17 protein-coding genes and 2 pseudogenes are annotated in these 22,707 nt (G+C 72.8%); 8 read left to right on the forward strand and 11 right to left on the reverse strand.

Going from position 1 to position 22,707, the window contains the following annotated elements:
- Window positions 1-57: 57 nt before the first annotated feature.
- Both ACFC09_RS06820 and ACFC09_RS06825 read right to left on the reverse strand, forming a co-directional pair.
- Window positions 58-996, reverse strand: coding sequence for an SDR family NAD(P)-dependent oxidoreductase (locus ACFC09_RS06820; protein ID WP_376524524.1), 939 nt, complete (start codon window positions 994-996; stop codon window positions 58-60).
- A gap of 51 nt (window positions 997-1,047) precedes the next feature.
- A complete protein-coding gene (locus ACFC09_RS06825; protein WP_376524526.1) occupies window positions 1,048-1,935 on the reverse strand; it encodes an SDR family NAD(P)-dependent oxidoreductase in 888 nt (295 codons plus the stop codon).
- Between the two features lie 270 nt (window positions 1,936-2,205).
- On the opposite strand from ACFC09_RS06825, the gene ACFC09_RS06830 reads away from it, so the two are divergent.
- Window positions 2,206-3,438 (forward strand): FAD-dependent oxidoreductase, encoded by a 1,233-nt coding sequence (locus tag ACFC09_RS06830; protein WP_376524528.1) that lies wholly within the window; start codon window positions 2,206-2,208, stop codon window positions 3,436-3,438.
- A 254-nt stretch (window positions 3,439-3,692) separates the two neighbouring features.
- On the forward strand, window positions 3,693-4,211 hold the full coding sequence (locus tag ACFC09_RS06835; RefSeq protein ID WP_376524530.1) for an adenylate kinase: 519 nt from the start codon (window positions 3,693-3,695) through the stop codon (window positions 4,209-4,211).
- A gap of 58 nt (window positions 4,212-4,269) precedes the next feature.
- Here ACFC09_RS06835 and ACFC09_RS06840 read toward each other — a convergent pair.
- The 4 genes and pseudogenes from ACFC09_RS06840 to ACFC09_RS06855 form a co-directional block, all read right to left on the reverse strand.
- Window positions 4,270-4,778 (reverse strand): annotated as a pseudogene (locus tag ACFC09_RS06840) (rRNA adenine N-6-methyltransferase family protein).
- Window positions 4,779-5,072: 294 nt separating this feature from the next.
- Window positions 5,073-6,323, reverse strand: a complete 1,251-nt coding sequence (locus ACFC09_RS06845) for an MFS transporter (RefSeq protein WP_376524531.1) — start codon at window positions 6,321-6,323, stop codon at window positions 5,073-5,075.
- Window positions 6,320-7,609 (reverse strand): PLP-dependent cysteine synthase family protein, encoded by a 1,290-nt coding sequence (locus tag ACFC09_RS06850; protein WP_376524533.1) that lies wholly within the window; start codon window positions 7,607-7,609, stop codon window positions 6,320-6,322. Before ACFC09_RS06850 ends, ACFC09_RS06845 begins: the two co-directional genes overlap by 4 nt.
- A gap of 137 nt (window positions 7,610-7,746) precedes the next feature.
- Entirely contained in the window at window positions 7,747-8,181 is a 435-nt protein-coding gene (locus tag ACFC09_RS06855; protein ID WP_376524535.1) for a hypothetical protein, read from the reverse strand.
- A 409-nt stretch (window positions 8,182-8,590) separates the two neighbouring features.
- Here ACFC09_RS06855 and ACFC09_RS06860 point away from each other — a divergent pair, with 409 nt between their 5' ends.
- The 3 genes from ACFC09_RS06860 (at window position 8,591) to lysA (ending at window position 11,745) form a co-directional block, all read left to right on the forward strand.
- A complete protein-coding gene (locus ACFC09_RS06860; protein ID WP_376524536.1) occupies window positions 8,591-9,649 on the forward strand; it encodes a cation diffusion facilitator family transporter in 1,059 nt (352 codons plus the stop codon).
- A gap of 390 nt (window positions 9,650-10,039) precedes the next feature.
- Window positions 10,040-10,393: an SAV_915 family protein gene (locus tag ACFC09_RS06865; protein ID WP_376524538.1), complete on the forward strand. Its 354-nt coding sequence runs from the start codon at window positions 10,040-10,042 to the stop codon at window positions 10,391-10,393.
- A 14-nt stretch (window positions 10,394-10,407) separates the two neighbouring features.
- On the forward strand, window positions 10,408-11,745 hold the full coding sequence (gene lysA, locus ACFC09_RS06870; protein WP_376524539.1) for a diaminopimelate decarboxylase: 1,338 nt from the start codon (window positions 10,408-10,410) through the stop codon (window positions 11,743-11,745).
- Between the two features lie 150 nt (window positions 11,746-11,895).
- Here the strand turns inward: lysA and ACFC09_RS06875 are convergent, their stop codons facing one another.
- Window positions 11,896-12,228 (reverse strand): nucleotide pyrophosphohydrolase, encoded by a 333-nt coding sequence (locus tag ACFC09_RS06875; protein ID WP_376524541.1) that lies wholly within the window; start codon window positions 12,226-12,228, stop codon window positions 11,896-11,898.
- A 352-nt stretch (window positions 12,229-12,580) separates the two neighbouring features.
- Here ACFC09_RS06875 and ACFC09_RS06880 point away from each other — a divergent pair, with 352 nt between their 5' ends.
- Window positions 12,581-13,714, forward strand: coding sequence for a PP2C family protein-serine/threonine phosphatase (locus tag ACFC09_RS06880; RefSeq protein ID WP_376524542.1), 1,134 nt, complete (start codon window positions 12,581-12,583; stop codon window positions 13,712-13,714).
- Between the two features lie 31 nt (window positions 13,715-13,745).
- Here the strand turns inward: ACFC09_RS06880 and ACFC09_RS06885 are convergent, their stop codons facing one another.
- The 3 genes and pseudogenes from ACFC09_RS06885 to ACFC09_RS06895 form a co-directional block, all read right to left on the reverse strand.
- On the reverse strand, window positions 13,746-15,251 hold the full coding sequence (locus ACFC09_RS06885) for a pyridoxal phosphate-dependent decarboxylase family protein (RefSeq protein ID WP_376524544.1): 1,506 nt from the start codon (window positions 15,249-15,251) through the stop codon (window positions 13,746-13,748).
- Window positions 15,241-15,771, reverse strand: coding sequence for an MFS transporter (locus ACFC09_RS06890; protein WP_376524546.1), 531 nt, complete (start codon window positions 15,769-15,771; stop codon window positions 15,241-15,243). Before ACFC09_RS06890 ends, ACFC09_RS06885 begins: the two co-directional genes overlap by 11 nt.
- A 55-nt stretch (window positions 15,772-15,826) precedes the next feature.
- Window positions 15,827-16,348, reverse strand: a pseudogene (locus ACFC09_RS06895) (MFS transporter); the annotation flags it as partial.
- A 122-nt stretch (window positions 16,349-16,470) separates the two neighbouring features.
- On the opposite strand from ACFC09_RS06895, the gene htpG reads away from it, so the two are divergent.
- Window positions 16,471-18,372, forward strand: coding sequence for a molecular chaperone HtpG (gene htpG / locus ACFC09_RS06900; protein ID WP_376524547.1), 1,902 nt, complete (start codon window positions 16,471-16,473; stop codon window positions 18,370-18,372).
- Between the two features lie 130 nt (window positions 18,373-18,502).
- On the opposite strand, the gene ACFC09_RS06905 is transcribed toward htpG, so the two are convergent.
- The gene (locus ACFC09_RS06905; RefSeq protein WP_376524549.1) at window positions 18,503-21,976 is read right to left on the reverse strand and encodes a phosphodiester glycosidase family protein; all 3,474 of its coding nucleotides are present in this window, start codon (window positions 21,974-21,976) and stop codon (window positions 18,503-18,505) included.
- A gap of 196 nt (window positions 21,977-22,172) precedes the next feature.
- Between ACFC09_RS06905 and ACFC09_RS06910 the strand changes: the two genes are divergently transcribed.
- Window positions 22,173-22,643, forward strand: coding sequence for a carboxymuconolactone decarboxylase family protein (locus ACFC09_RS06910; RefSeq protein WP_376524550.1), 471 nt, complete (start codon window positions 22,173-22,175; stop codon window positions 22,641-22,643).
- Window positions 22,644-22,707: the final 64 nt, after the last annotated feature.

Here is a 22,707-nt window from a genome sequence, read left to right on the forward strand (position 1 = left end):
GCGGGGCCTGCGGGGATTCGGCGGGGCCCGCGGGGATTCGGCGGGGCCCGCGGGGACTCAGGCGGACCGGTCGCGACGGCCGAGCAACTCCTCGGAGACCGTCCACAGACGCCGGGCGCCCGCGGGGTCGACGGCGTAGCGGGCCACGCCGTGGAGGGTGCCGGTGCGCCGGTCGACGACCTCGCTCTCGTTGCAGTCGCTGAAGTAGCGGCCGCCGACGCCGTCCAGCAGGGGCGAGGTGGCCAGCAGGACGGAGGTGGCGGCACCCTGTTCCACCGTCTTGATCAGTTCCGCCGGGACCCGGCCGCTGCCCCGGCCGCCGGTGTGACGCTGGAGGTTGGTGTAGATGGCACCCGGCATCAGGGCATTGGCGGTGATGTTGTCCGCGGCCCACCGGCGGGTCGCCTCCACCGCGAAGAGGACGTTGGCGGTCTTGGACTGACCGTAGGCGAGCCACGCGTCGTACGGGCGGAAGGCGAAGTTGATGTCGTCCCAGACGATGGGGGACTGCTGGTGACCGGTGGAGCTGACGACGACGATCCGGGCGGCGCCGGCGGCGGCCAGCGCGTCGTGCAGGGCGGTGGCCAGGGCGAAGTGACCGAGGTGGTTGGTGGCGAACTGCCACTCCCAGCCCTGCTCGGTGTACCGCTCGGGGCAGGCCATGACACCGGCGTTGTTGACCAGGATGTGCAGCGGGCCCTGCCAGCCGGCCGCGAGGGCGTCGGCCGACGCGGGATCCGTCAGGTCCAGACGGGCGACCCGCACCTGCTGGTTGCCGGTCGTCGCAGTGATGTCCTTGGCGATCCGCTCGCCCGCCGCCACGTCCCGCACGGCCAGGGTGACCGCCGCGCCGGCGGCGGCCAGCGCGCGCGCCGTCTCGGCCCCGAGGCCGGAGGAGGCGCCGGTGACCAGTGCCTGGCGGCCGGTGAGGTCGATGCCCGCCGCCACCTCGGCGGCCGTGCTGGCGAAACCGAACGGGGTGGTGATGACGCTCATGGGTGAACTCCTGCGGTGCTGTGTGCTGAGGCGTGTGGGTCGGCCGTGCGGTCAGGGGGTGAGCATCCGGTCCTGCTCCCCCAAAGGGGTGCCGTCGTGCCAGGGCAGGGCCTTGCCGAAGCGGACCAACTGCCCGTAGAGGGCGGGGTCGACGTGTTCGGCGAAGATCAGGTCGAGGACCGGTTCGGCGGCATCGGCGGGCGACTTCGCCTGGCTGAAGTCGCTGAACCAGGGGCGCGAGGTGGGGGTGTCGACCATGCCGGGGCACACGGCCGCGATCAGGGTGCCGGTGGCCAGGTCGTGCGTACGGCGCTCGTCGGCCACCGCGCGGACGGCGGCGACCTGGGCCACCTTCGAGGGCACGTTCAGCCAGCGCGGCCAGCCGGCCTCCGCCGCGGTCCCGTGGTGGACGGCGCTGCGCCAGGACTCGACGGCGTACTCGACCTGGTCGAGGCTCGCGCCGTCGAACAGGTGGCGCAGCCGCGGATCCAGGTGGCCGAGGGTGCCCAGGGAACTGGCGACGACGATCAGCCGGCCGCGCGGGCGCAGTACGGGGCCGAAGGAGCGCAGCACGGCGTGGGTGGCGGTGTTGGACACGTCGATGAACTCGTCGGCACGCTCCGCCTGCGACTCGTCGGGCAGCAGCCGGGCGACCGCGTTGGAGACGACGATGTCGATCCCGCCGTACCGCGCCGCGAGTTCGTCGGCGAGGCGGGCGATGGCGTCGGTGTCCGTGACGTCCAGGACCCGTCCCTCGACCCGGGCGCGACCGCCGGGCGACCGGGCGATCTCGCGGGCGGCGTCCGCCACGCGCTCCGGGTCGCGGCCGGTGAGCAGTACCAGGTCGGCGGGGGTCAGGCGGGCGGCCAGTCCCTCGACGAGGGCGCGGCCGAGCCCCTGGTTGGCGCCCGTGACGAGGGCGATGCGCGAAGCACTCATGACTGCCACGCTAGGAACACCCGGTCCATGAGTCCAACGAAAGTTCGGCACGGTCGGTATGCGTGATCGTCATGCAGGTGAGCGGGTGCCGGACCCGTGGCGTCGAGTCGGCCCCGCGCCCTGGGCGGACCGGGCGGCTCCGTGTGGCCGGTTCCGGCCGAACTCGCTTCGGTGTCCCGTTCCGACTGCCGAGCGGCGGCCCGGCGGGTATTCTATTCATTGGATGATGAATTACGATGAATTACTGCTCTCCGGAAAGGCAGGGCCGTGATGGAACGGACCACGTGTTGTGTCGTGGGCGGTGGCCCCGCGGGCATGGTGCTCGCCCTGCTGCTGGCCCGGTCCGGCGTCGACGTGACGGTCCTGGAGAAGCACGACGACTTCCTGCGCGACTTCCGCGGCGACACCGTGCACCCCTCGACGCTGGCGCTCCTGGACGATCTGGGCCTGGCCGAGAAGTTCGCCCGGCTGCCGCAGCGCCGGCTGCGCACCGTCCAACTGCCCGCGGAGTCGGGCCGCCCGCAGATCACCGTCGCCGACCTGTCGGTGCTGCCCGGCCCGTACAACTACGTGGCGATGGTGCCGCAGTGGGACCTCCTGGACCTCCTCGCCGACGAGGCCCGGCGCGAACCCGCCTTCCACCTGCGGATGGGCACCGAGGCCACCTCCTTCCTGGTGGCACGCGGCCGGGTGACGGGAGTGCGCTACCGCACCGAGGACGGCCGGACCGGAGAACTGCGCGCCCTGCTCACCGTGGCCTGCGACGGCCGCTCCTCACTCGCCCGCTCCCGGCCGGAGTTGGGCCTGCGTCGCTACCACTGCCCGATGGACGCCTGGTGGTTCCGGCTGCCGCGGCAGGAAGGGGACCCCTGCGGCTTCATCGGCGCCGCGGGCGAGCGGTTCCTGACGGCGATGATCGACCGCGGGGACTACTGGCAGTGCGCCACGATCATCCCCAAGGGCTCCGACGCCCGGCGCCGGGCCGCCGGCCTCGACCGCTTCCGCGCCCAGTACGCCGCAGCCGTCCCCTGGATCGCGGACCGCACGGACCGGCTGCGCTCATGGGACCAGGTCAAGCTCCTCGACGTGCACCAGGACGGGCTGCGCCGCTGGCACCGCCCCGGGCTGCTGTGCATCGGCGACGCCGCGCACGCGATGTCCCCGGTCTTCGGCATCGGCATCAACCTCGCCGTGCAGGACGCCGTGGCCGCGGCGCGGCATCTGGTGGGACCGCTGCGCCGCGGGCACGTGGGCCTGCACGACGTGCGTGGCATCCAGCGCCGCCGCCGTCCCACCACGGTCGCCACCCAGCGGCTCCAGCGCCTGGCCCATGCCCACCTCATCGCCCCCGTGCTGCAAGGGCGACCGCCCATGGGCGACGTGCGGCGGGCCCGGCGCGTGGCCGGCCTGTTGGCCTCGTCGCGCCTGGTGAGCCGACTGCCCGCCTACTTCATCGGATACGGCGCCCTCCGCGAGCGTCCACCGCGCAGCGCGCTGCGCTAGCCACGGGGGTGCCGGCCGTACGGTGTGCGCCCGCGCACGGATCCCCGCCACTGGGGCGACGTTCCGGGCGGCGGCCGTCACGACGTCGGACGGGGCGGGCACCAAGGCGTTGGACGAGACCGGCGGATGGGCGCCGGGCGGCGGGTCGCACCGGCGCCGCGGCACCGCAGCCGTCGGGCGTGCGCTGCCGTCGGCCGGTACCGGACCGGTCCGCCCCGGGGGCCGCCGCCGCGGCGGCGGTAGGGTGCACCTCCATGGAACGGATCTTGGTGGTAGGTGTCACAGGTGCGGGCAAATCCACCCTTGCTCGGGCGTTGAGCAGCCGTCTCGACCTCCCTTACCACGAGATGGACGCACTGTACTTCGACGGCCCCGGCTGGTCCGTGAACCCCACCCTGACCGACGACGTGGCGGCGCTGACCGCCGGACCCGGCTGGATCTTCGACTCGCTCGGCTATCCGGAAGTACGCGACCTGCTGTGGGAACGGGCGGACACCGTCATCTGGCTCGACTACCCGAGAAGGGTCGTCATGCCCCGTATCCTGCGCCGGTCCATCCGGCGGACGGTGACCCGGGAGGCGCTCTACGGCGGCAACCGGGAGACCTGGTCCGACTGGCTGAGCCGGCAGCACCCCGCCTGGTGGGCCTGGTCCCAGCACACGGCCCGCCACCAGGAGGTCGAACGCCGCACCCGTGACCCCCGGTTCGCGCCGCTGGCGACACACCGCTTCGGGCGCCCCGGCGCGGTGGCGGACTGGCTGGCCGCCCTCTGAGCCGGTCCGGGCCGCACACCGCGCACCGCACCCCCGGCGGACCCGTCCTGCCGCTGGACTACCCGTGGTCCGGCGGCAGTCGACGGACGACCGCGAACAACTCCGCCCACTGCCGGGCGGACAGGTCGCGCGGCAACGGCGTACTGCCGAAATGCTGTGCGGCGAGCCAGCGCCGGACGGCGTCCGCGCTGTGCGGCGGGGCGAGCCGCGGCAGGATCTGGCGCAGGCCGTGCCCGCGGCCGGTGAAGACGGCGTGCACGAACCCCTGGTAGGCATGGCGCGAGGCCGGCGCGAGCAGCGGTAGCGCAGGAAGTCCTCGTGGACGACCGTGGTCGTACGGTGATCGACCCGCCCGCTCAGCGAGCGCGCCTGCCGCCGGTCCACTTCGACCGCGGTGATGGGCCGCCCCAACGTCTGGAGCGGCAGTGTCAGGGCCCCGCTGCCGGGACCGATCTCGACGATCGGTCCGTCGGTACGGGAGACGAGATCGACGATCGCGTCGATCACGCTGTCGTCGGTGAGGAAGTTCTGGCCGAACTCGTGTCGGCCGTGACGGTAGGTGGGCACGGTTGGTTCGCTCCGGGCGTCGATCGGGAAGCCCGGGCGGCGCGGGGAGCGCCGCCCAGCAGTTGACGTGCTGGAAGCGGCGGAGCGTGCCGTCGAGGTCGCTTGCCGCCGCTAGGAGCGACGGATCCGCGTCATTGCCATGCAGAGACCCATGGGCAGGACCGTACAGCAGGGGTGCCGGGCGGCCACAACGATTTTGTTCGGGACCGGCACCGCACCGTTCACTGCCTCCGGTCGTGGTTCCCGGGGCGGAGGTCCCGGGCCGCGCGGCCCGGGACCTCACAGCCGGGACGATCAGGCCGTCACACCCTGCCGTGGCTGGACGGTCAGCCGCCCGGTGCGTGCGAGCGCGGCGATCGAGGCGGCGCACGCGAGGCCCGTCGAGGCCAGGGCGCCCCAGGTCAGCCAGAGGGCGTCGTGCCGCACGGCGAAGTCCCACAGGACGCCGGTGGCGAGGTTGCCGAGGGTGATGCCCAGACCGGACACGGTGTTGTAGAGGCCGTAGTGGGTGGCGACCAAGCGGTCGCCGGAGAGCGAGACGACGGTGTCCATCTCGAACGGGTAGACCACCGCGCCGCCGGCCGCCAACAGGACGACCGCGGTCACCAGTGCGGCGACGACGGCCGCCGCCCGGTGCGGGACGAGCGCCAGCGGAACGAAGGCGAGCCCCATCGCCGTGAGCCCGCGCACCAGCGCCTCATGGGCGCTCCAGCGGCGCTTGGCCCAGCCGGTGAGCCGGAGTTGGCCCATGACGGCGACGGCGGCCGACACCACGAACAGACCGCTGGTCACCGCCGTTCCGTCCGCGCCCAGGGCGTCGGCGGCGGCCAGCGGGAGGGCGAGATAGACCTGGAACGTCAGGACGTACGACCCGATCATGGCGACGGCGAACAGCAGGAAGGGCCGGTTGGCCACGACCGTGCGCCACTGGGCCGGCACACTCGCCCGCTCGCCGGGGCCGGCCGCGGAGTCGTGCCGGGCCGGCAGCGCGTACCACTGGAGCAGGGTCAGCGCGGCGAAGACGGCAGCGGCCGCCGTGCCGACGACCCTGAAATCGGCCGCCAGCAGGGCGAGTCCCACGAGCGGGCCGAGCAGCATGCCCGCCTGGTAGTAGACGTTGAAGGTGGCGAAGGCGTCCACGCGGCGTTCGCCCGCCTCGGTGGCCAGATAGGCCCGCACGGCGGGATTGAACAGGGCGCCCGCGAAACCCGTCGCGGCGGACGCGACGACCAGGGCGGGCAGGCCGTCGACCCAGCCGAGCAGTCCGAAACCGAGCGTGCGCAGCAGACAGCCGGCCAGGATGGGGGCCTTGTAGCCGTAACGGTCGGCGAGGGTGCCGCCGATGAGGAACATGCCCTGCTGGGAGAAGTTGCGCACGCCCAGCACCAGCCCGACCGCCCAGGCGGCGAGACCGAGCGCCCCCGACAGATGGACGGCCAGGTAGGGCATGAGCATGTAGAAGCCGAGGTTGATGGCGAACTGATTGGCCATCAACAGCTGTGCGGCGGGCGGGAAGGAGCGGGTCTGCCGCCAGAGGTGCCTCATCGCGCGGCCCCCGAGAGCTGGGGTGCGCCGGGGCCGGCGAGCGGGTCGGTGACGCGGGCGCAGCGCGTCCAGCGGGTGACGGCCCGGTCGCCGCTGTCGCCGATCTCGTCCGGCTCGTCGGCGGGCGGCCGGCCGAGCAGACCGTGACGCCGGCAGTAGGCGTCGTCGAAGACGGTACCGACGTAGCGCTGCGGCCCGTCGGGGAAGACGGCGGCGACACGGTCCTCGGCGGGCAGGACGCCGGCCAGCCAGCGGGCGACCAGCGCGACCGCGCCCACGCTCCAGCCGCCGGTGGCGTAGTGGTGCCGGGCCAGATGACGGGCGGCCCACACCGCCTCGGGCGCGGCGACCCAGTGCACCTCGTCGAAGAGGCCGTAGGCGACGTTGCGCGGAAAGATGCTGCTGCCCAGGCCGCGCATCAGCCGCGGTGCCGCGGGCTGGCCGAAGATGGTGGAGCCGGTGGCGTCCACGCCGACCACGCGCAGCCGCGGGAAGTAGCCGCGCAGCACGGAGGCGATGCCCGCGGAGTGGCCGCCGGTGCCGACGGAGACCACCAGCGTGTCGATGCGGCCGAGCTGGGCGACGAGTTCGTGGGCGAGCGGGGCGTAGGCGGCCACGTTGTCGGGGTTGTGGTACTGGTCCGGGCACCAGGCGCCGGGCAGGTCGGCGAGGATCTCGCCCACCCGGTCGCGGCGGGCCTGCTGCCAGCCGCCTTCCGGGTGCGGGCCGGTGACCAGGTCGACCTCGGCTCCGTAGGCGGTGAGCAGGCCCGTCAGCAGCGGCTCCATGCCGGGGTCGGAGACCACGGTGACCGGGTGACCGTACGCCGCGCCCGCCAGGGCCAGACCCAGGCCGAGGGTGCCCGAGGTGGACTCGACGATGCGGGCACCGGGCCGCAGCCGGCCCCTCGCGCGGGCGGCGTCGACCATGTAGAGGGCGGTGCGGTCCTTGATGCCGCCGGGGTTGTGGCCTTCGAGCTTGGCCCAGAAGCCGCGCCCGGCGGCGGTGAAGGGCTCACCGATCCACAGGACCGGGGTGTCGCCGACGAGTCCGGCGGGGGTGTGCTGCGGATGTCTGGCGGCGGCGAGCAGCCCGGCGGGGTAACGCGGCACCTGAAGACGCGGGACGGAACGGCGCAGGACCGGATGGTGCGGTACGGGGGAGAGCGGTACGGAGGCCGCCCGCACGGGATCGCGCGGGTCGGGGCAGGGCGGTTCGGGACGGTGTGGGTCGGGGGAGGGCGGCGTGGGGGAGTGCGGCACCGTGGTGCCGTCGTGCTGGTTCATGGGCGTGCTTCTCCCGCGGCCGGGGCACACGGGTGTGTGCCGGCCACTGTGGTCGGAAGGAAAAAGGGGACGACCGGCGGCGCACGTCCGCGCGGCGGGCACTGCCGCACCGCGCGTCCGGGCGGCTCACGGGCCGGTCAGGACCGCCACACGCCCAGACGGGCTCTGGACCGGCCGTCCGTGGCCGGTCCGGGGGCCGGCCCGTCGGGCGGGCCCGTCCTCGGGGCGGGGGACCTGTCCTGGTCCGCGACGGCGGGCGCGGTGCCGTCCACGGCGGGGACCGGCGGGGCGATGCCGCGGGGCGGCTGGACCGTCGGTTCGTCCGCGTCCTGGCAGTGCGGCTGCTCGCCCCCGGGAGCGGGCGCCGTCCGCGTGGCCGATACGGCGTCGGGTGCGCAGGTCCGGTCGCACACCGCGGCGACGAGGAGGGGGGTGTCGGCCCGGACGGATCCCGCGAGCGCCGGGCCGTGGGCGCAGCCGAGCAGGTGGACCAGCGCGCTGAGCAGCACCACCAGTGCGGCCGCGGTCCTGGGAGCGGGCCGGCGCTCGCGACGTACCGACCAAGCCACCATGAGCACACAAGGTAGTCGATCATGTGCGCATAGTGCGGAGGAGGCGTGCCGGGCGTGCTTCCGGTCAGTGGCCGGGTGCCGTGCCGGGCGCCGTCGATCAGCCCCGGAAGCCCACCGGGGCTGGGCTCGACGCGTCGATGAGTACATCTGTCCGATCACCGCATCGGGTGAACGGCGCCGCCGGACCTCCGTATCTCCTGACGGCGCTCCGTGCGCCGTGCGGGCGTATCCGCTTCCGCGGCACGGCGGGCGAGGTGTCCCAGCTACCTCGACCGGCCGATGTCTTTGCAGGTCAGAGGATGATTAACGGACATGACAACGGTCACCGGTGCAGTCTTTGGCGTTTCCCCCGGCCATGGGTTTCACTGCGAGTCGGGCATCCGTCGCGCAGAGGGGGAAGGCACCCGAGATGAGCGAGCACGAAGTCGACCGGAGTGCGGCGCACGACCACGGCGCGGCGCACGGCCACGGCGCGGCACACGGCCACGCCGCGGGCGGGCACGCGGGCCACTCCCATGGGGTGGCGGCGCATGCCGACCGCCGCTGGCTGGCCATCGCACTCGCCCTGATCACGGTGTTCATGGCCGCCGAGGTCGTCGTGGGCGTCATCGCGAGTTCCCTGGCACTGATCTCGGACGCCGCGCACATGCTCAGCGACGCCGCCTCCATCGTGCTCGCACTCGTCGCCATGCGGCTCGCCGCCCGCCCGGCGCGCGGTGGCTTCACCTACGGTCTCAAGCGGGCCGAGATCCTTTCCGCGCAGGCCAACGGCCTGACACTGCTGCTGCTCGGTGCCTGGCTGGCCTATGAGGCGGTGCGCCGGCTGATCACGCCCGCAGACGTGGCGGGCGGGCTGATGCTCGCCACCGCGCTCGCCGGGATCGCCGTGAACATCGCCGCGACCTGGTGCATCTCCAGGGCCAACCGCACCTCGCTCAACGTCGAGGGGGCCTACCAGCACATCCTCAACGACCTGTTCGCGTTCATCGGCACGGCCGTCGCCGCCCTGGTCGTGCTGCTCACCGGCTTCGCGCGCGCCGACGCCATCGCCACGCTCGTCGTCGTCGCGTTGATGGCGAAGGCCGGATACGGGCTGCTGCGCGAGTCCGGCCGGATCTTTCTGGAGGCCGCCCCCGCCGACGTCGATCCGAACCTGCTCGGCGACACGCTCGTCGCCCGGCCGACCGTCGTCGAGGTCCACGATCTGCACGTCTGGCAGATCACCTCGGGGCAGCCGGCGCTGTCTGCGCACGTCCTGGTCGACCCGAACGGCGACTGCCACGCCGTCCGCCGCGACCTGGAGGGACTGCTGCGCCACGACTACGGCATCACCCACACCACTCTGCAGGTCGACCACGCCGCCGAGGCCGTCCTCCAGGTCACCCGTCCCGGGGAGCGGGCCGACGAGGCCGGTCACTGCGAGGAGCCGCACGGTCCCACGCACCGCGACGAACCACACCCCCACTGAGCGGCGAGCCGCACCCCCGACGCCGTAGCGCCACTGAGCGGCGGGAGGCGATGCGCCGCCCGCCCGCCCGCTCGCCCGGCACGGGCAACGGACACTGAAGCGCCGATCGCGCAACGGGCACACCACCCCCGCACGAGCCGCGGGAACGGAAGCGGCCCACGTCACATCACGGCCCGGCGAAGGGCGGCAGGACCGCGGGTCCGTGCGCCTCTCCTGCCGGTGTCAGGGAGCCGTCAGCGTTGGACCACTGCCCGTCAGCGTCGCGTCATGAGGCATCGGTGGGCCGAGACGGACGGGCATAACGTCGTCCGTGCGCCCTGGTCCGCCTCCCCGCGGCCAGGGCGAGCAAGCACTCATGTGAACCACACTGGATCCTCTCGGAGGCATCCCATGGCAGAAATCCTGGGCGACGACCCGGAACCCTCTGATCGGCACCCGGCCGGACCTCTCTTCGTCCCGGTCCGGCTGGGACCGTCGGGACACGCGGTACGCATCTTCCGCACTCCCCTGGGCAGCCGGACGGCTGTCGGCTTCACCTCGGTGCGGCGGCTGACCGCGACGCTCGGCGCCGAGCAGGCGTGGATCAGGCTGGCCGAGCCCGCGCTCCGCACACTGGTCGCGCCGCTCGCGGTGACCCGCATCACGGTGGACCCGCCGTTCTCCGCGCCCGCACCCGCACCGACACCCGCGTCGGTCGTCCCCGTCACCCCGGCGTCCGTGACCGCGGCGCTGCGGGTCGGTTGAGAGGCGGTGACAGCATGAGCATCGTCAACGAGCCCGTCCCCACCGCTCTCACCGCCACCGACCTTTCGGTGTGGCCCGCGTCGAGCAGCGAACAGCACGGGGGCGACATCGCCGTGTGCGGTGTGCCGCTGGCCGAGATCGCCGAGCGCTTCGGCACCCCCGTCTACGTGCTGGACGAGAGCGAGGTGCGCGAGCGCTGCCGTACGTACCGGCATGCCTTCCCCGAGGCCGAAGTCCTCTACGCGGCCAAGGCGTTCCTGTGCCGCGCCCTGATCCACTGGGTGGCGGAGGAGGACCTGGGCCTCGACGTCTGCTCGGCGGGTGAGCTGGAACTCGCGGTCACCGCGGGCTTCCCGCCCGAGCGCATCGTGCTGCACGGCAACGCAAAGTCCCCCGCGGACCTGGACGCCGCCCTGCGGCTCGGCGTCGGCCGCATCGTCATCGACAGCCCGTCGGAGATCGCCAGGCTCTCCGCCGCCTTGGGGCCGGGCGGCCGTCAGCGCGTGATGGTGCGGGTGGTGCCCGGCATCAGCGCCGGCGGCCACCAGAAGATCCGGACCGGGACCGAGGACCAGAAGTTCGGCCTGTCCATCGCGGACGGCGGCGCCGAGCGGGCCATCGCCCGGATCCTCGACCAGCCGCAGCTCGAACTGACCGGCCTGCACTGCCACCTGGGCTCCCAGATCACCAGTGTCGAACCCTATGCGGTCGCCGTACGGCGCCTGGTGGGATTCATGGCCCGGTTGCACGAGCGGTACGGTCTCGTGCTGCCCGAACTCGACCTGGGCGGCGGGCACGGCATCGCCTACCGCCCCGGCGAACAGGCCCTCGACCTCACCCGGCTGGCCCGCACGGTCCGCGCGGAACTGGCCGCGGCGTGCGCGACCGCGGGGCTCGCCGTGCCCCGTCTGATCATCGAACCGGGCCGGGCCGTCGTGGGACCGGCGGGCGTCGCCCTGTACCACGTGCTGTCCGTCAAACGGACGGCCGGACGCACCTTCGTCGCCGTCGACGGCGGCATGGGCGACAACCCGCGGCCTGCTCTGTACGGCGCGCGGTACGCGCCCCGGCTGATCGGCCGGCCCATGACGTCGCGGACGGCCCCGGTGACGGTGGTGGGCCGGCACTGCGAGGCCGGCGACTTCCTCGCCGCCGATGTCGAACTGCCCGACGACCTACGCGTCGGCGACCTGCTCGCCGTCCCGGTCTCGGGCGCCTACCAGTTGTCGATGGCCTCCGGTTACAACATGGTCGGCCGCCCGCCGGTCGTCGCGGTGCACGGGGGCCGCGCGCGCCTTCTGGTCCGGCGCGAGTCCCTGGAGGACATCCGTGACCGGGACGTGGGTCTCTGACCCACCGCAGGACGGGTCGGGGCGCCTTGCGAGCCGCCCCGGCCCGTTCCCGCGGGTCCCGCCGGGCGCCGATGGCCACGGGCCGCCGTACCGGATACCCGGCCGCCGCACCGCGGACCCGGCAGCGGCCGGAGCCCGGCGGCCGGCGTGCTACGGACGTCTCGGGAGCCGGGCGCCGATGGCCTCGTCGAGCTCCGCCATGGTGCGCCGGAAGGCACCTTCGAGGTCCACCTCGTAGCGGTACGCCAGGATCAGTACCGACCACAGGCAGTCGGCGAGTTCGTGCTCCAGCGCGGCCCGCCCGCCCGGAGCCTCCCGTGCGCCGTCCTCGGCCATGACGAGCTTGGCCAGGTCACCGACGTCCCCCATGAAGCCCAGCATGAACTCGTTTCGGGCCCAGACCCGGCCGCGCTCCCGACGGTTCAGCTCGTCGTAGAGGTCATGGATGCGCACGGCCCGTTCCTGCAACTCGGTGAGGTCCACGGGATCTGCCCTTCCGTTCGGGAGGTGGAAGCGAACGGGGCCGACTCTCGCCCGGTCGTCCGCGGCCGTCCAGACCACGGCTCCGGCGGTACCCGCGGCCGTCCCGGGGCCTTCCGCCCCGCCCCCGGCTCCCACGGCACCGACTCTCATCCGTGCTTATCTGTGCTTATCCGTGCTCATCCGTGCTCATCTGTGTCCGTCCGCGCCCGATCGGGCGCGGAGGGGCGCCGACGGGGCGTCGCTTCGGCAGTCGCGGGAGCCGGGCCCGATCGGTGGAGGTGGGTCCCAGGGGGATGACGGGGTGGAGGGCCGTGTGTTAGGGAAGGGAGGGGCGAAAGGTACAGGAGACTGTATGACGGCTGAGACCATAAGCAATACGGCGAATGGGGTCATGCGGCCCCGGCGCCGGACGGCAGCGGCCTCATGGTGGTTGCTCGGCCCCGTACTGGCGATCCTCGCCATCCCGGTGGCCGACCTGTTCCTGCCACCGGACATCCACATCGCCCATCTGCTCGTCGTCCTCTGCGCCGCCACCGCCGTGGGCGCCGGCCCGACGGCCACCATGCTGGTCTGCGGCCTGGCGGTGCTGGCGCTGACCACCGCGGGACTGGAGCGGCACACCCTGGAGACGGAGAGCGTCCTCGTCGAGATCGCGGCCCTCATCGGGCTCTGCGTCTTCCTCGTCGTCTTCTCCCGTCTGCGCGTCAGACGGGAGGGGGAACTGGTCCGGGTGCGCTCGGTGTCGGACGCGGCTCAACGCGTCGTGCTGCGCCCGCTCCCGGACCGGGCCGGTCCGATGACCCTCGCCTCCGTGTACCGCAGCGCCGAGGCCGACGCCCGCGTCGGCGGCGACCTCTACGCCGCCGCCCGCTCCACCCGCTCCACCCGGCTGCTCATCGGGGACGTCCGCGGCAAGGGGCTGGCCTCGATCAGCGACACGGCGATCGTGCTGGGCGCCTTCCGTGCCGCGGCCCACCTGGACGTCTCGCTGCCGCAACTGGTCGCCTACATGGAGGACGCCGTCTCCTGGGGACTCGCGGAGTTCTCGCAGTCCGAGGAGGACCTGGGCGAACGCTTCGTGACCGCCGTGATCGTGGACATCCCGGACGACGAACCGGTGCTGCGGCTGATCAGCTGCGGGCATCCGCCCCCGCTGCTGCTGCACGGCTCCACCCCCGGGTCACTGGCGGTGCCCGAGCCCGCGCCACCGCTCGGCCTCGGCGACATGTCCGCCTCCGCGTACGTCTGCGCGACGTATCCGTTCGTCCGCGGCGACCGCCTGGTGCTCTACACGGACGGAGTGAGCGAGGCCCGCGACGACAAGGGGATCTTCTACCCGCTCTGCGCGCGCGTAGCGGCCTGGGCGGACGAGGAACCCGGCTCGCTGGTCCGGCGGATCGCCGCCGACCTCAGGGAGTACACCGGGGGCCGGCGCACCGACGACATGGCCCTGGTCATCGCGCGCCGGGACGGCGCCTGCACCTGACCGTCGAAGCCCCCGCCGCGCCCACGGGGCGTCAGATACGGAACAGCGAACCGATGAACTCCGTCAGCAGGCGCTCCTTGAGCCGGGGCGGCAGCGCGTCCAGCAGGAGCAGCACCGGCGCCGTCCGGGCCGGCAGGCCCTGCCCCTCACCCAGCCCTGCGTAGGCCAGGAAACCCGCCACGTCCTCGGGCGTCAGCGTGTCCGGGTCCAGCCCGACGGCCAGTTCCGCCACTGCGGGATCCACGGTCACCGGCTCGCTCTCCCGGGCCGCCGCGACCGCCCCTGCGAGGTCCGACAGCAGCGCCGCCACCCGGTCGCCGGTCGCCGGGGTCAACGTCAGATGCAGGTTCGGCGGCAGCCCGGCGTGGGAGAGCTGCGGCTGGAGATACCAGCCGCGCTCCCGCATCTCGTCCGCCACCTGAAGCACCAGACCCAGGTCGGGGGCGCCGCCCGGGCCCGTCACGGTGAACGCGACCAGACTGCCCGCCGGTTCGCCGAGCACCCGGATGCCGTCCGTGGCCCGCAGACCGGGCAGCAACTCCTCGGCGGCCCGCGCGACACGGCGGGCCAGCGCCGTGTACCCGGCGTCGCCGAGGTGGTGCAGCACGGCCCACGCCTGCGCCAGCAGCCCGCCCGGCTTGGTGCCCTGTACCGTCGGGTTCACCACCGGGTAACCGGGCCAGTCGGCGTGCGCGAAGTACTGGTGGCGGCGCAGTTCGCCGTCCCGGTACAGCACGACGGACGCCCCCTTGTCGGCGTAGCCGTACTTGTGCAGGTCCACCGAGACCGAGGTCACCCCCGCCACCGAGAGGCCGAACGGTTCGACCGGGCGGCCCGTCCGGGCGAGGAACGGCAGGTACCAGCCGCCGATGCACGCGTCGACATGGCACAGCACACCCCGTTCGGCCGCGGCCGCCGCGATCTCGGCGACCGGATCCAGCACGCCGTGCGCGTACGACGGAGCCGACGCCACCACCAGCGCGGTCCGGTCGGTGACGGCGTCCGCGACGGCCGGCGCGATGGCGCGGAACGTCACCGGGTCGACCGGGACCACCACCGTCTCCAGACCCAGATAGTGGGCCGCCTTGTGGAAGGCCGCGTGCGCGGTCGACGGCAGCACCAGCTGCGGCCGGGTCACCCCGCGCACGGCACGGGCGTGATCGCGTGCGGTCTTCACGGCCAGCAGGATCGACTCCGTGCCGCCGCTGGTGAAACTGCCCTGCGCGCCGGGCGCCCCCAGCACCGCGGCCACCGCGCCCACCACGTCGTTCTCCAGCCGCGCCACGCTCGGGAAGACCGTCGGGTCCAGGCCGTTGACCGTGGCGAAGACGCCGTACGCGGCGGTGGCCAGCTCGTCCAAGTCGGGCAGCCCGGGGTCGTAGACATAGGCGAACGTCCGGCCGCCCCGGGTCGGGGCGTCACCGGCGCGCAGCTCGCGCAGTTCGGCCAGCAACTCGTCGGCCGGGCGGCCCGCGGGCAGCGCGGGAACGTCGGTCTCGGGGGCCGGGGCGGTCTCGGTGGCGGGGTCAGGGGGCACGGTCCTTCTCTCTCTGTGCGCGGGTGAGGGCGGCGGCCGGGGCGGCGGACTCCCGCCGGTAGCGGCCGAGCAGCAGGAGCGCGGCCAGGGAGACGAGGGCGGGCAGCACACTCGTCCCTACGGCGACCGCGGTGAGGGCCGCGGCAGGCTGGGCCACTTCCTCGTCGGCGTCGGCGTCGGACGCGCGGAACCCGGTGACCGCCAGCACCAGCGCGAACACCGCGGGTCCCAGCGCCAGCGCCGGCGTCTCGGCCGCCGTCCACAGCCCGGTGAAGGTCGCGGCGCGGCGCCGCCCGGTGCGCCCGGCGTCCGCCGACAGCGTCTGCGCCAGCATGGTCAGCGGCAGCAACTGAAGGCCCGCGTAGGCGACACCGACCAGGGCCGCCGCCGCGTACCCGACGGCGGCGTGCGTGTACCGGGCCGGGAACAGCGCCGCGGCGCCGGCCGTGAACAGCAACGAGGCGTGCCACTGGGCCCGCTCGGTGCCCCGGGCGCGGGCGAGCCGGTTCCACAGCGGCATCACTCAGCTCCACGGGCAGCGTCACGTACGGCACCTGGAACACCGCGTACGCGGTCGCCGCCAGCAGGAACAGCACGGCGACGTATCCGGCGGCGCCCGCGCCGTGCAGCGGGGGAGCGGCGAAGACCAGCGCGAACAGCGGCGGCAGGGTCAGCGCCCCGGCCAGCAGGAAGGGCCGGCGGGAGCCGCCCTGTGCCCGGCTGCGGTCGGCCGCCGCCCCCACCAGCGGGTTGACCACGACGTCCCATGCCTTCGGCAGGAAGACCGCCGCCCCGGCCACCGCGGGCGCGACGGCCAGCACATCGGTCAGGTAGTAGAGCAGGATCAGCCCGGGAACGGTGCCGAAGGTGCCGGTCGCGAGGGAACCGAGCCCGTAGCCGATCCGCACCGTGCGGGACAGCCCCGGCGCCGCGCCCGGCTCGCCGCCGTCCGCACCGCGATCCGCGGCCGTCCCGCCCGGCCCTCCGGGCAGGCCGGGACCGGGCTCGGCGGGCGGGCCCGGGGTACCTGTGGGGTTCATACGAGTCCCGGAGACGCGGTGGACGGTGGACGGTGGACGGCGCAGAGCATGGAACATCCACCCGCCGGACACAAGAGGGCGCCCCGTTCGACGAACAACGGCGGCTGTGCGCTGACTTGGTGCTTTACAGTGATGTTCACCAGATCCGGCGAGCAGGACCTGTGAGGGACACACCGAACATGCCGACCGAAACGTTTGAGTACCAGGTAGAGGCCCGTCAGCTGCTCCAGCTGATGATCCACTCGGTCTACTCGCACAAGGACGTCTTCCTGCGCGAGCTCGTCTCCAACGCCTCCGACGCACTGGACAAGCTGCGTCTGGCGGCGCTGCGTGACGACGCACCCGACGCGGACACCTCCGATCTGCACATCGAGATCGAGGCCGACAAGGAAGCCCGCACGCTCACCGTGCGCGACAACGGCATCGGCATGTCGTACGACGAGGTCGGGCGGCTCATCGGCACCATCGCCAACTCGGGGACCGCCGAGTTCCTCCGGGAACTGCGGGAGGCCAAGGACACCGGCGGCGCCGAAGGGCTCATCGGCCAGTTCGGCGTCGGTTTCTACTCCGGCTTCATGGCGGCCGACGAGATGACCCTGGTGACCCGCCGGGCCGGCGAGACCCAGGGCACCCGGTGGAGCTCCCACGGCGAGGGCACCTACACCCTGGAGGCCGTCGACGAGGCCCCGCAGGGCACCGCCGTCACCCTCCACCTCAAGCCCGCCGACCCCGAGAACCAACTCCACGACTACACCGCCCCCTGGAAGATCAGGGAGATCGTGAAGCGGTACTCGGACTTCATCACCTGGCCCATCCGGATGGCCCCGGAGAAGGGCGAGGGCGACGAGGCCACGGCCGAACCGGAGACCCTGAACTCGATGAAGGCCCTGTGGGCCCGCTCGCGCGACGAGGTCTCCGACGACGAGTACCACGAGCTGTACAAGCACATCAGCCACGACTGGCGCGCCCCGTTGGAGACCGTCCGGCTCCAGGCCGAGGGCACCTTCGAGTACCAGGCACTGCTGTTCCTGCCGGAGCACGCCCCGCACGACCTGTTCACCCAGAACCACCAGCGCGGCCTTCAGCTCTATGTCAAGCGCGTCCTGATCATGGACGACTGCGAGGCGCTGCTGCCGTCGTACCTGCGGTTCGTCAAGGGCGTGGTCGACGCGCAGGACCTCTCGCTCAACGTCTCCCGCGAGATCCTCCAGCAGGACCGGCACATCCAGTTGATCCAGCGGCGGCTGACGAAGAAGGTGCTGTCCGCGATCAAGGACATGAGGGCGGCCGACGCGGAGCGCTACGCCGGCTTCTGGCGGGAGTTCGGAGCGGTCCTCAAGGAAGGGCTGATCACCGACTCCGACAACCGCGACGCCATCCTGGCCGTGGCGTCCTTCGCCGGTACCCACGGCGAGGAGGAGCCCACCACGCTCCAGGAGTACGTGGAGCGGATGAAGGACGGTCAGGACGACATCTACTTCATCACCGGCGAGTCCCGGCAGAACATCGAGAACTCCCCGCACATGGAGGCGTTCCGCGCCAAGGGCGTCGAGGTGCTGCTGCTCACCGACCCGGTCGACGAGGTCTGGGTGGACGCCGTCGGCGAGTTCCAGGGCAAGCGGCTGCGGTCGGTCGCCAAGGGCGAGATCGACCTCGGGACCGACGCCGACGAGGGGGTGGACGAGGAGAAGGAGAAGCGGAGCGAGGAGTACGCCGGCCTGCTCGGCTGGATGAAGGAGCAACTGGCCGAGGACGTCAAGGACGTACGCCTCTCGTCGCGCCTCACCGTCTCCCCGGCCTGCGTCGTCTCCGACACCGACGACCTCACACCCGCGTTGGAGGACATGTACCGCGCCATGGGGCAGGAGGTGCCCACGAGCAAGCGCATCCTGGAACTCAACCCCGGCCATCCGCTGGTGCGGGGCCTCCACCAGGCGTACGAGGAGAGCGCGGACCGTGCGGAGCTGACGGACACGGCGGAACTGCTGCACGGGCTGGCGGTGCTCGCCGAGGGCGGACGCCCCAAGGAGCCCGCCCGCTTCGTGAAACTGGTCGCGGACCGGATGGGGCGCACCCTGTAGCGGCCACGCCGGGAGACGCCGGAACTCCGGTGCTCTGCCCGGCGTACGCGTCCACCGGCGCGGGCCGGGTTCGCCGTGCCGCTCACGGGCCGGCCGACGGGTCGGTCGTGAGCGGCGGGAACCCGCCCCGCTACGAGACGAGGTCGACGGTCGCGGTGCCGGTCAGACCGCCCGACGTCACCGTCACGGTGACCGTCCCGGGGCGTACGGCGATCAGTGCGCCGGACGTCAGATCGAGCACGGCACGGGTCTTCGGGCCGCGTGTGGCCGTGCGGACCTCGGACGCGGACCGGGCCACCACGAGCCCCGGGTCCCCGCCCCAGACGACGCTGGCCGGGAAGCGCAACGGGAAGGTGAGGCCGAACTCGCTGGTGGTGGCGGTCGCGGAGACTGCCGCCCGGGAACCCACCGGGATCTGGCCGGGCGCCGACAGCGTGATCCCGTCGATCAGCGGCCGGCTCTCGGCCTGGAGCCAGTCCCGGGTCTCCGGGCTGGGCTGTCCGGCCCTGATCCGGGCGGGGTGCGGATCGACACCGACGTTCATCCAGCCGAAGAACCCGCCCTGGTCGGGCGAGCTGTAGGGGGTCTTGCCCACGGCCGGAGTGGTGACTTCGAGCACGCCGTCGGCGCGGGTGACCGACGCGGTGTGGGCGTGACCGGTGAACAGGGCGATGGGCTTCCCCGAGGTCTCCCGGAAATCCGCGAGCCAGCGCTTGATGAGGCCGGCCTGCAACTGGTCGGACAGCTGCGACGCCTCGGCACCGGACGGGTCGTGCAGCGGGTGGTGGAAGGAGACGACCACGCCCGTGACCGACCGGTCCTTCGCCGCCTTCGCCAACTCGGACTGCAGCAACGGCACCTGGTCCCAGTCGGACGTGCGCATGTCGCCGGTGTGCGAGTCCAGCAGGATGAACCGGGTGCCCTTGTGGTCGAAGACCTGCTTGTTCGGCCGGCCCGTCGCGGCCAGGAAGGCGTCGAGCCCCCCGGTGGCCGACAGCCCGGCCTCGTGGTTGCCCGGAGTCCAGTGGACCGGCAGCCCGCTCGGCACGTGCTCGCTCAGCAGCTTGTTGGCGAGGTCGAAGTCCGCGGCGCCGTTGTTGTCCACGAAGTCACCGTTGATGAGGATGAAGTCGGGCTTGTCGGCGACGGCCTGGTCCAGCGCGAGGGCCGCCTGCCGCGCCGAGAAGGAGTCCGTCCCCGCCGCGGCGCTGACATGCAGATCGGACAGGACCGCGAACGTCCACCGGCCGTGCGGGACGCCGCCCTGCTCGATCACGTACGGGTCCGGCTGCGGTGCCTCGGTGGTGTCGGGCTGCTGGCCGACCTGGGCGGTGAGCGCGTCGAACGCCAACTGCCCGGCGTTCTTGTTGGTCTGCGACGTCTCGGCGATGTAGAGGCGCAGCAAGGTGATGGGATCCGAGAAGCCGGTGGGGAGGTCGCCGACGACCTGGCGCCAGCCCGTCCAGTCCACGGCGGTGGTGAAGGTGAACGGCACATTCGTGGTGCCCTGCGAGCGCAGCATGGCGCGCAGCCAGTGACCCCGGCCGTCGCCGTTGACCCACAGCGACAGCTTCTTGGTCCCGGCGGGCAGGGTGATCGGCGCGGACGCCACCACATAGGCCGCGGAGGTGCTGGGTTTGCCGGTGAAGTCGTAGGTGAGGCGCACGGCGTGGTTGTCCGCGGCGGCGCCGGGCCGGTCGGTCGCCGGCACGATGTCGACCGACGCGGTGCCCTGGGCGGAGACCGCGGTCCAGGTCTCGCCCGGCTCGAACTCGGCCAGCGACGAAGCGCTCAGACCCACGGTCACCGCGAGCTTCGCCGCGACCGGTCCCACGGTGGCCGTGACGATCGCGGCCTTGGTGTCCGCGTCCGCGGCCGCGGTGACGCCGAGACGCCCGTCGGCGCGGGCGGTCACACTGATCACGGACTTGTCGTAGTCGAGCGTCACGTCGTGGGCCGACACCGGGGCGTCGAAGCCGTCGGCGTCGTGGCCGACGAGATCGACGGCCGTCGTCGCGCCGGGCTCGATCGTGACCGCCCGCTGGGCGAAGGCCAGCCGGTGAAGCTCGCCGACGACGCGCAGTTCGCTCTCGCCGCGGGCGCGGCCGGACTGGGCGCGCAGAGTGCCGGTGCCCGGCTTGTTCGCCCGGAAGACCCCGTCGTTCGCCCGGCCCAGCGAGCCCGGCCGGGCCGTCCAGGTGACCGGGTGCCGGTCGATCGGCACGGGTGACCACGTCTCGTCGTAGCCGTTGACGGCGACGTTCAGGGTCAGTCCGGGCACCACCCGGTCGGCCACCGGCCGTACGTCGAGTCCGCGCAGGATGCCGGAGCCCTTCGGGCCGAACAGGCCGACGCCGTTGGGCACCGGCCGTTCGGCGCCGTCCGAGGGGGTGTTGACGACGCTCACCGCGCTGTCGCCCGCACGCCGGGCGACCATCTCGGTGGACCCGCCGCCGTCGAGCATGAACGCCTCGGTGGCGCCGAGCCGCACCAGGAGCTTGGCCGTGTCGTTGAAGCTGAGCCCGGCGGAGAACTCGGCCGAGCCGTCGATCGCGACGAGCAGCAGGCGGCGTCCGCCGTCCAGCCAGCCGATGACCGTGCGCGGCTTGAGCGCGTCGTTGCCGTCATTGGGAGGGAAGGTGATCGCCGTGCCGCCGCGGACGAGCACCGCGTTGCTGCCGAGCGCCATCTGCGGCGCCGACGGGCTGTCGGTCTTCGGCTCGAACGCCACGGTGACGGGGTCGCCCTGGCGGGCGCCGGCGAGTTGGGCGGCGGCGGCGGCGCCGCGGCCGAGGACGACCAGACCGTTGTCCGGTACGGCCGTGTCGGTCAGCGCGCTGCCCACCGAGGTGATCCTGCCGTCCGCGACGACGAGTTCGGTGTAGGGACCCGACCCCGAGATGAGCGTGCGCCTGCCCGGTCCCCACTGCGGGGTGAACACGGCGATGCCGTCGGCGGGCACGCCCGCGGAGTTGAGCGCGGCCAGCGTCCGCTTCGTGCCGGCCACGGTGACTGTGCCGGAGATCATGAAGTCGGCGAGCCGCGCCACCCGGTCGGCGCCGATCATCGCGACGGTGGAGTGCTGGTTCGTTCCCTTGCGCAACCGGCCGCTCTGGACCTCCGGGCCGATGGAGGCGTTGGTCTCGGTGATGTCGAAGAAGTCACCGTTGACGGCGGCGACCGAGTGCTGCGCGTCGGCGGCGGCCGAGACCGGGCGGGTGTCGCTCACGTCGGCCGCGACCAGGTCGACGCCGACCGACCGGTCGCCCAGGTCGGCGTTGAGCACGTGCACCCGGGTCCAGCCGCTGCGGCCGAAGGTGTTGAAGGTGGTCAGGACGATACCCGGGGCCACGGGACGGTCCACGCGGTCCACCTCGACCGACTCTCCGGGCACGGTCGTCCGGTACTGCGGGACGGAGAAGTCGAGATCGCCACGGGCCGGATCGCCGGGAGCGGTACCGCCGCTCCCGGCCGGTCTCGCTCCGCTCTGCCGGGCGGGGCTCGCGGTCGCGACACCACCGGAGGCGACGAGCGAGGCGGCGACGGCGCCGACGATGAGACCGCGCCGGGTGAGCCCGTCAGTGTGCTGGTCAGCTGAGTTCATGGTGGCTGAAACTATGCAGCCACATCAACGACACATTGAACGCAAAGTGGCGGTCCGGGGATTCGGGTGCCGTACGGGCACGATCCGGGTATGGGCAGGTGCCGTCGGAGACCCAGATCACATCGGCCCATGTCACATCGGGCCGGTTCCTTCCGTCCTCTGTGTGCAGCCGTCGACAACGACAGAGGAGCACACGATGGAAGCCCGTTTGAACGTCCTGGCCGACCCGACCGTGGCCAAGATCCTGAAGCACTTCACCGCTGCGGGCAAGGCGCTGGGGGAGACGTCGCTGCCCTTGGCGACGCAGGAACTGGTGAAGATCCGCGCGAGTCAGATCAACGGATGCGGTTTCTGCCTCGACATGCACACCAAGGAGGCGGCCGCGGCCGGTGAGACCGCGGTGCGGCTCAGCATGGTCGCGGCCTGGCGGGAGGCCACGGTCTTCACCGATGCCGAACGTGCCGCACTGGAGCTGACCGAACAGGGCACCCGTATCGCCGACTCGGCGGGCGTCACGGACGAGGTCTGGGCGAACGCCGCCAAGCACTACGACGAGGAGCAACTCACCGCCCTGGTCTCCCTGATCGCTCTGATCAACTCCTTCAACCGGCTGAATGTCATCGTCCGGCAGCCCGCCGGGGACTACCAGGTCGGACAGTTCGGCTAGACGGCCGGGCGGCTCGGACCACCCGGCCGCCCGGTCCGAGTGCCGGTTCGGGGCCGCTGCCGTC

The sequence above is a fragment of the Streptomyces sp. NPDC056161 genome, from assembly GCF_042268025.1.
Taxonomy (GTDB): Bacteria; Actinomycetota; Actinomycetes; order Streptomycetales; family Streptomycetaceae; genus Streptomyces.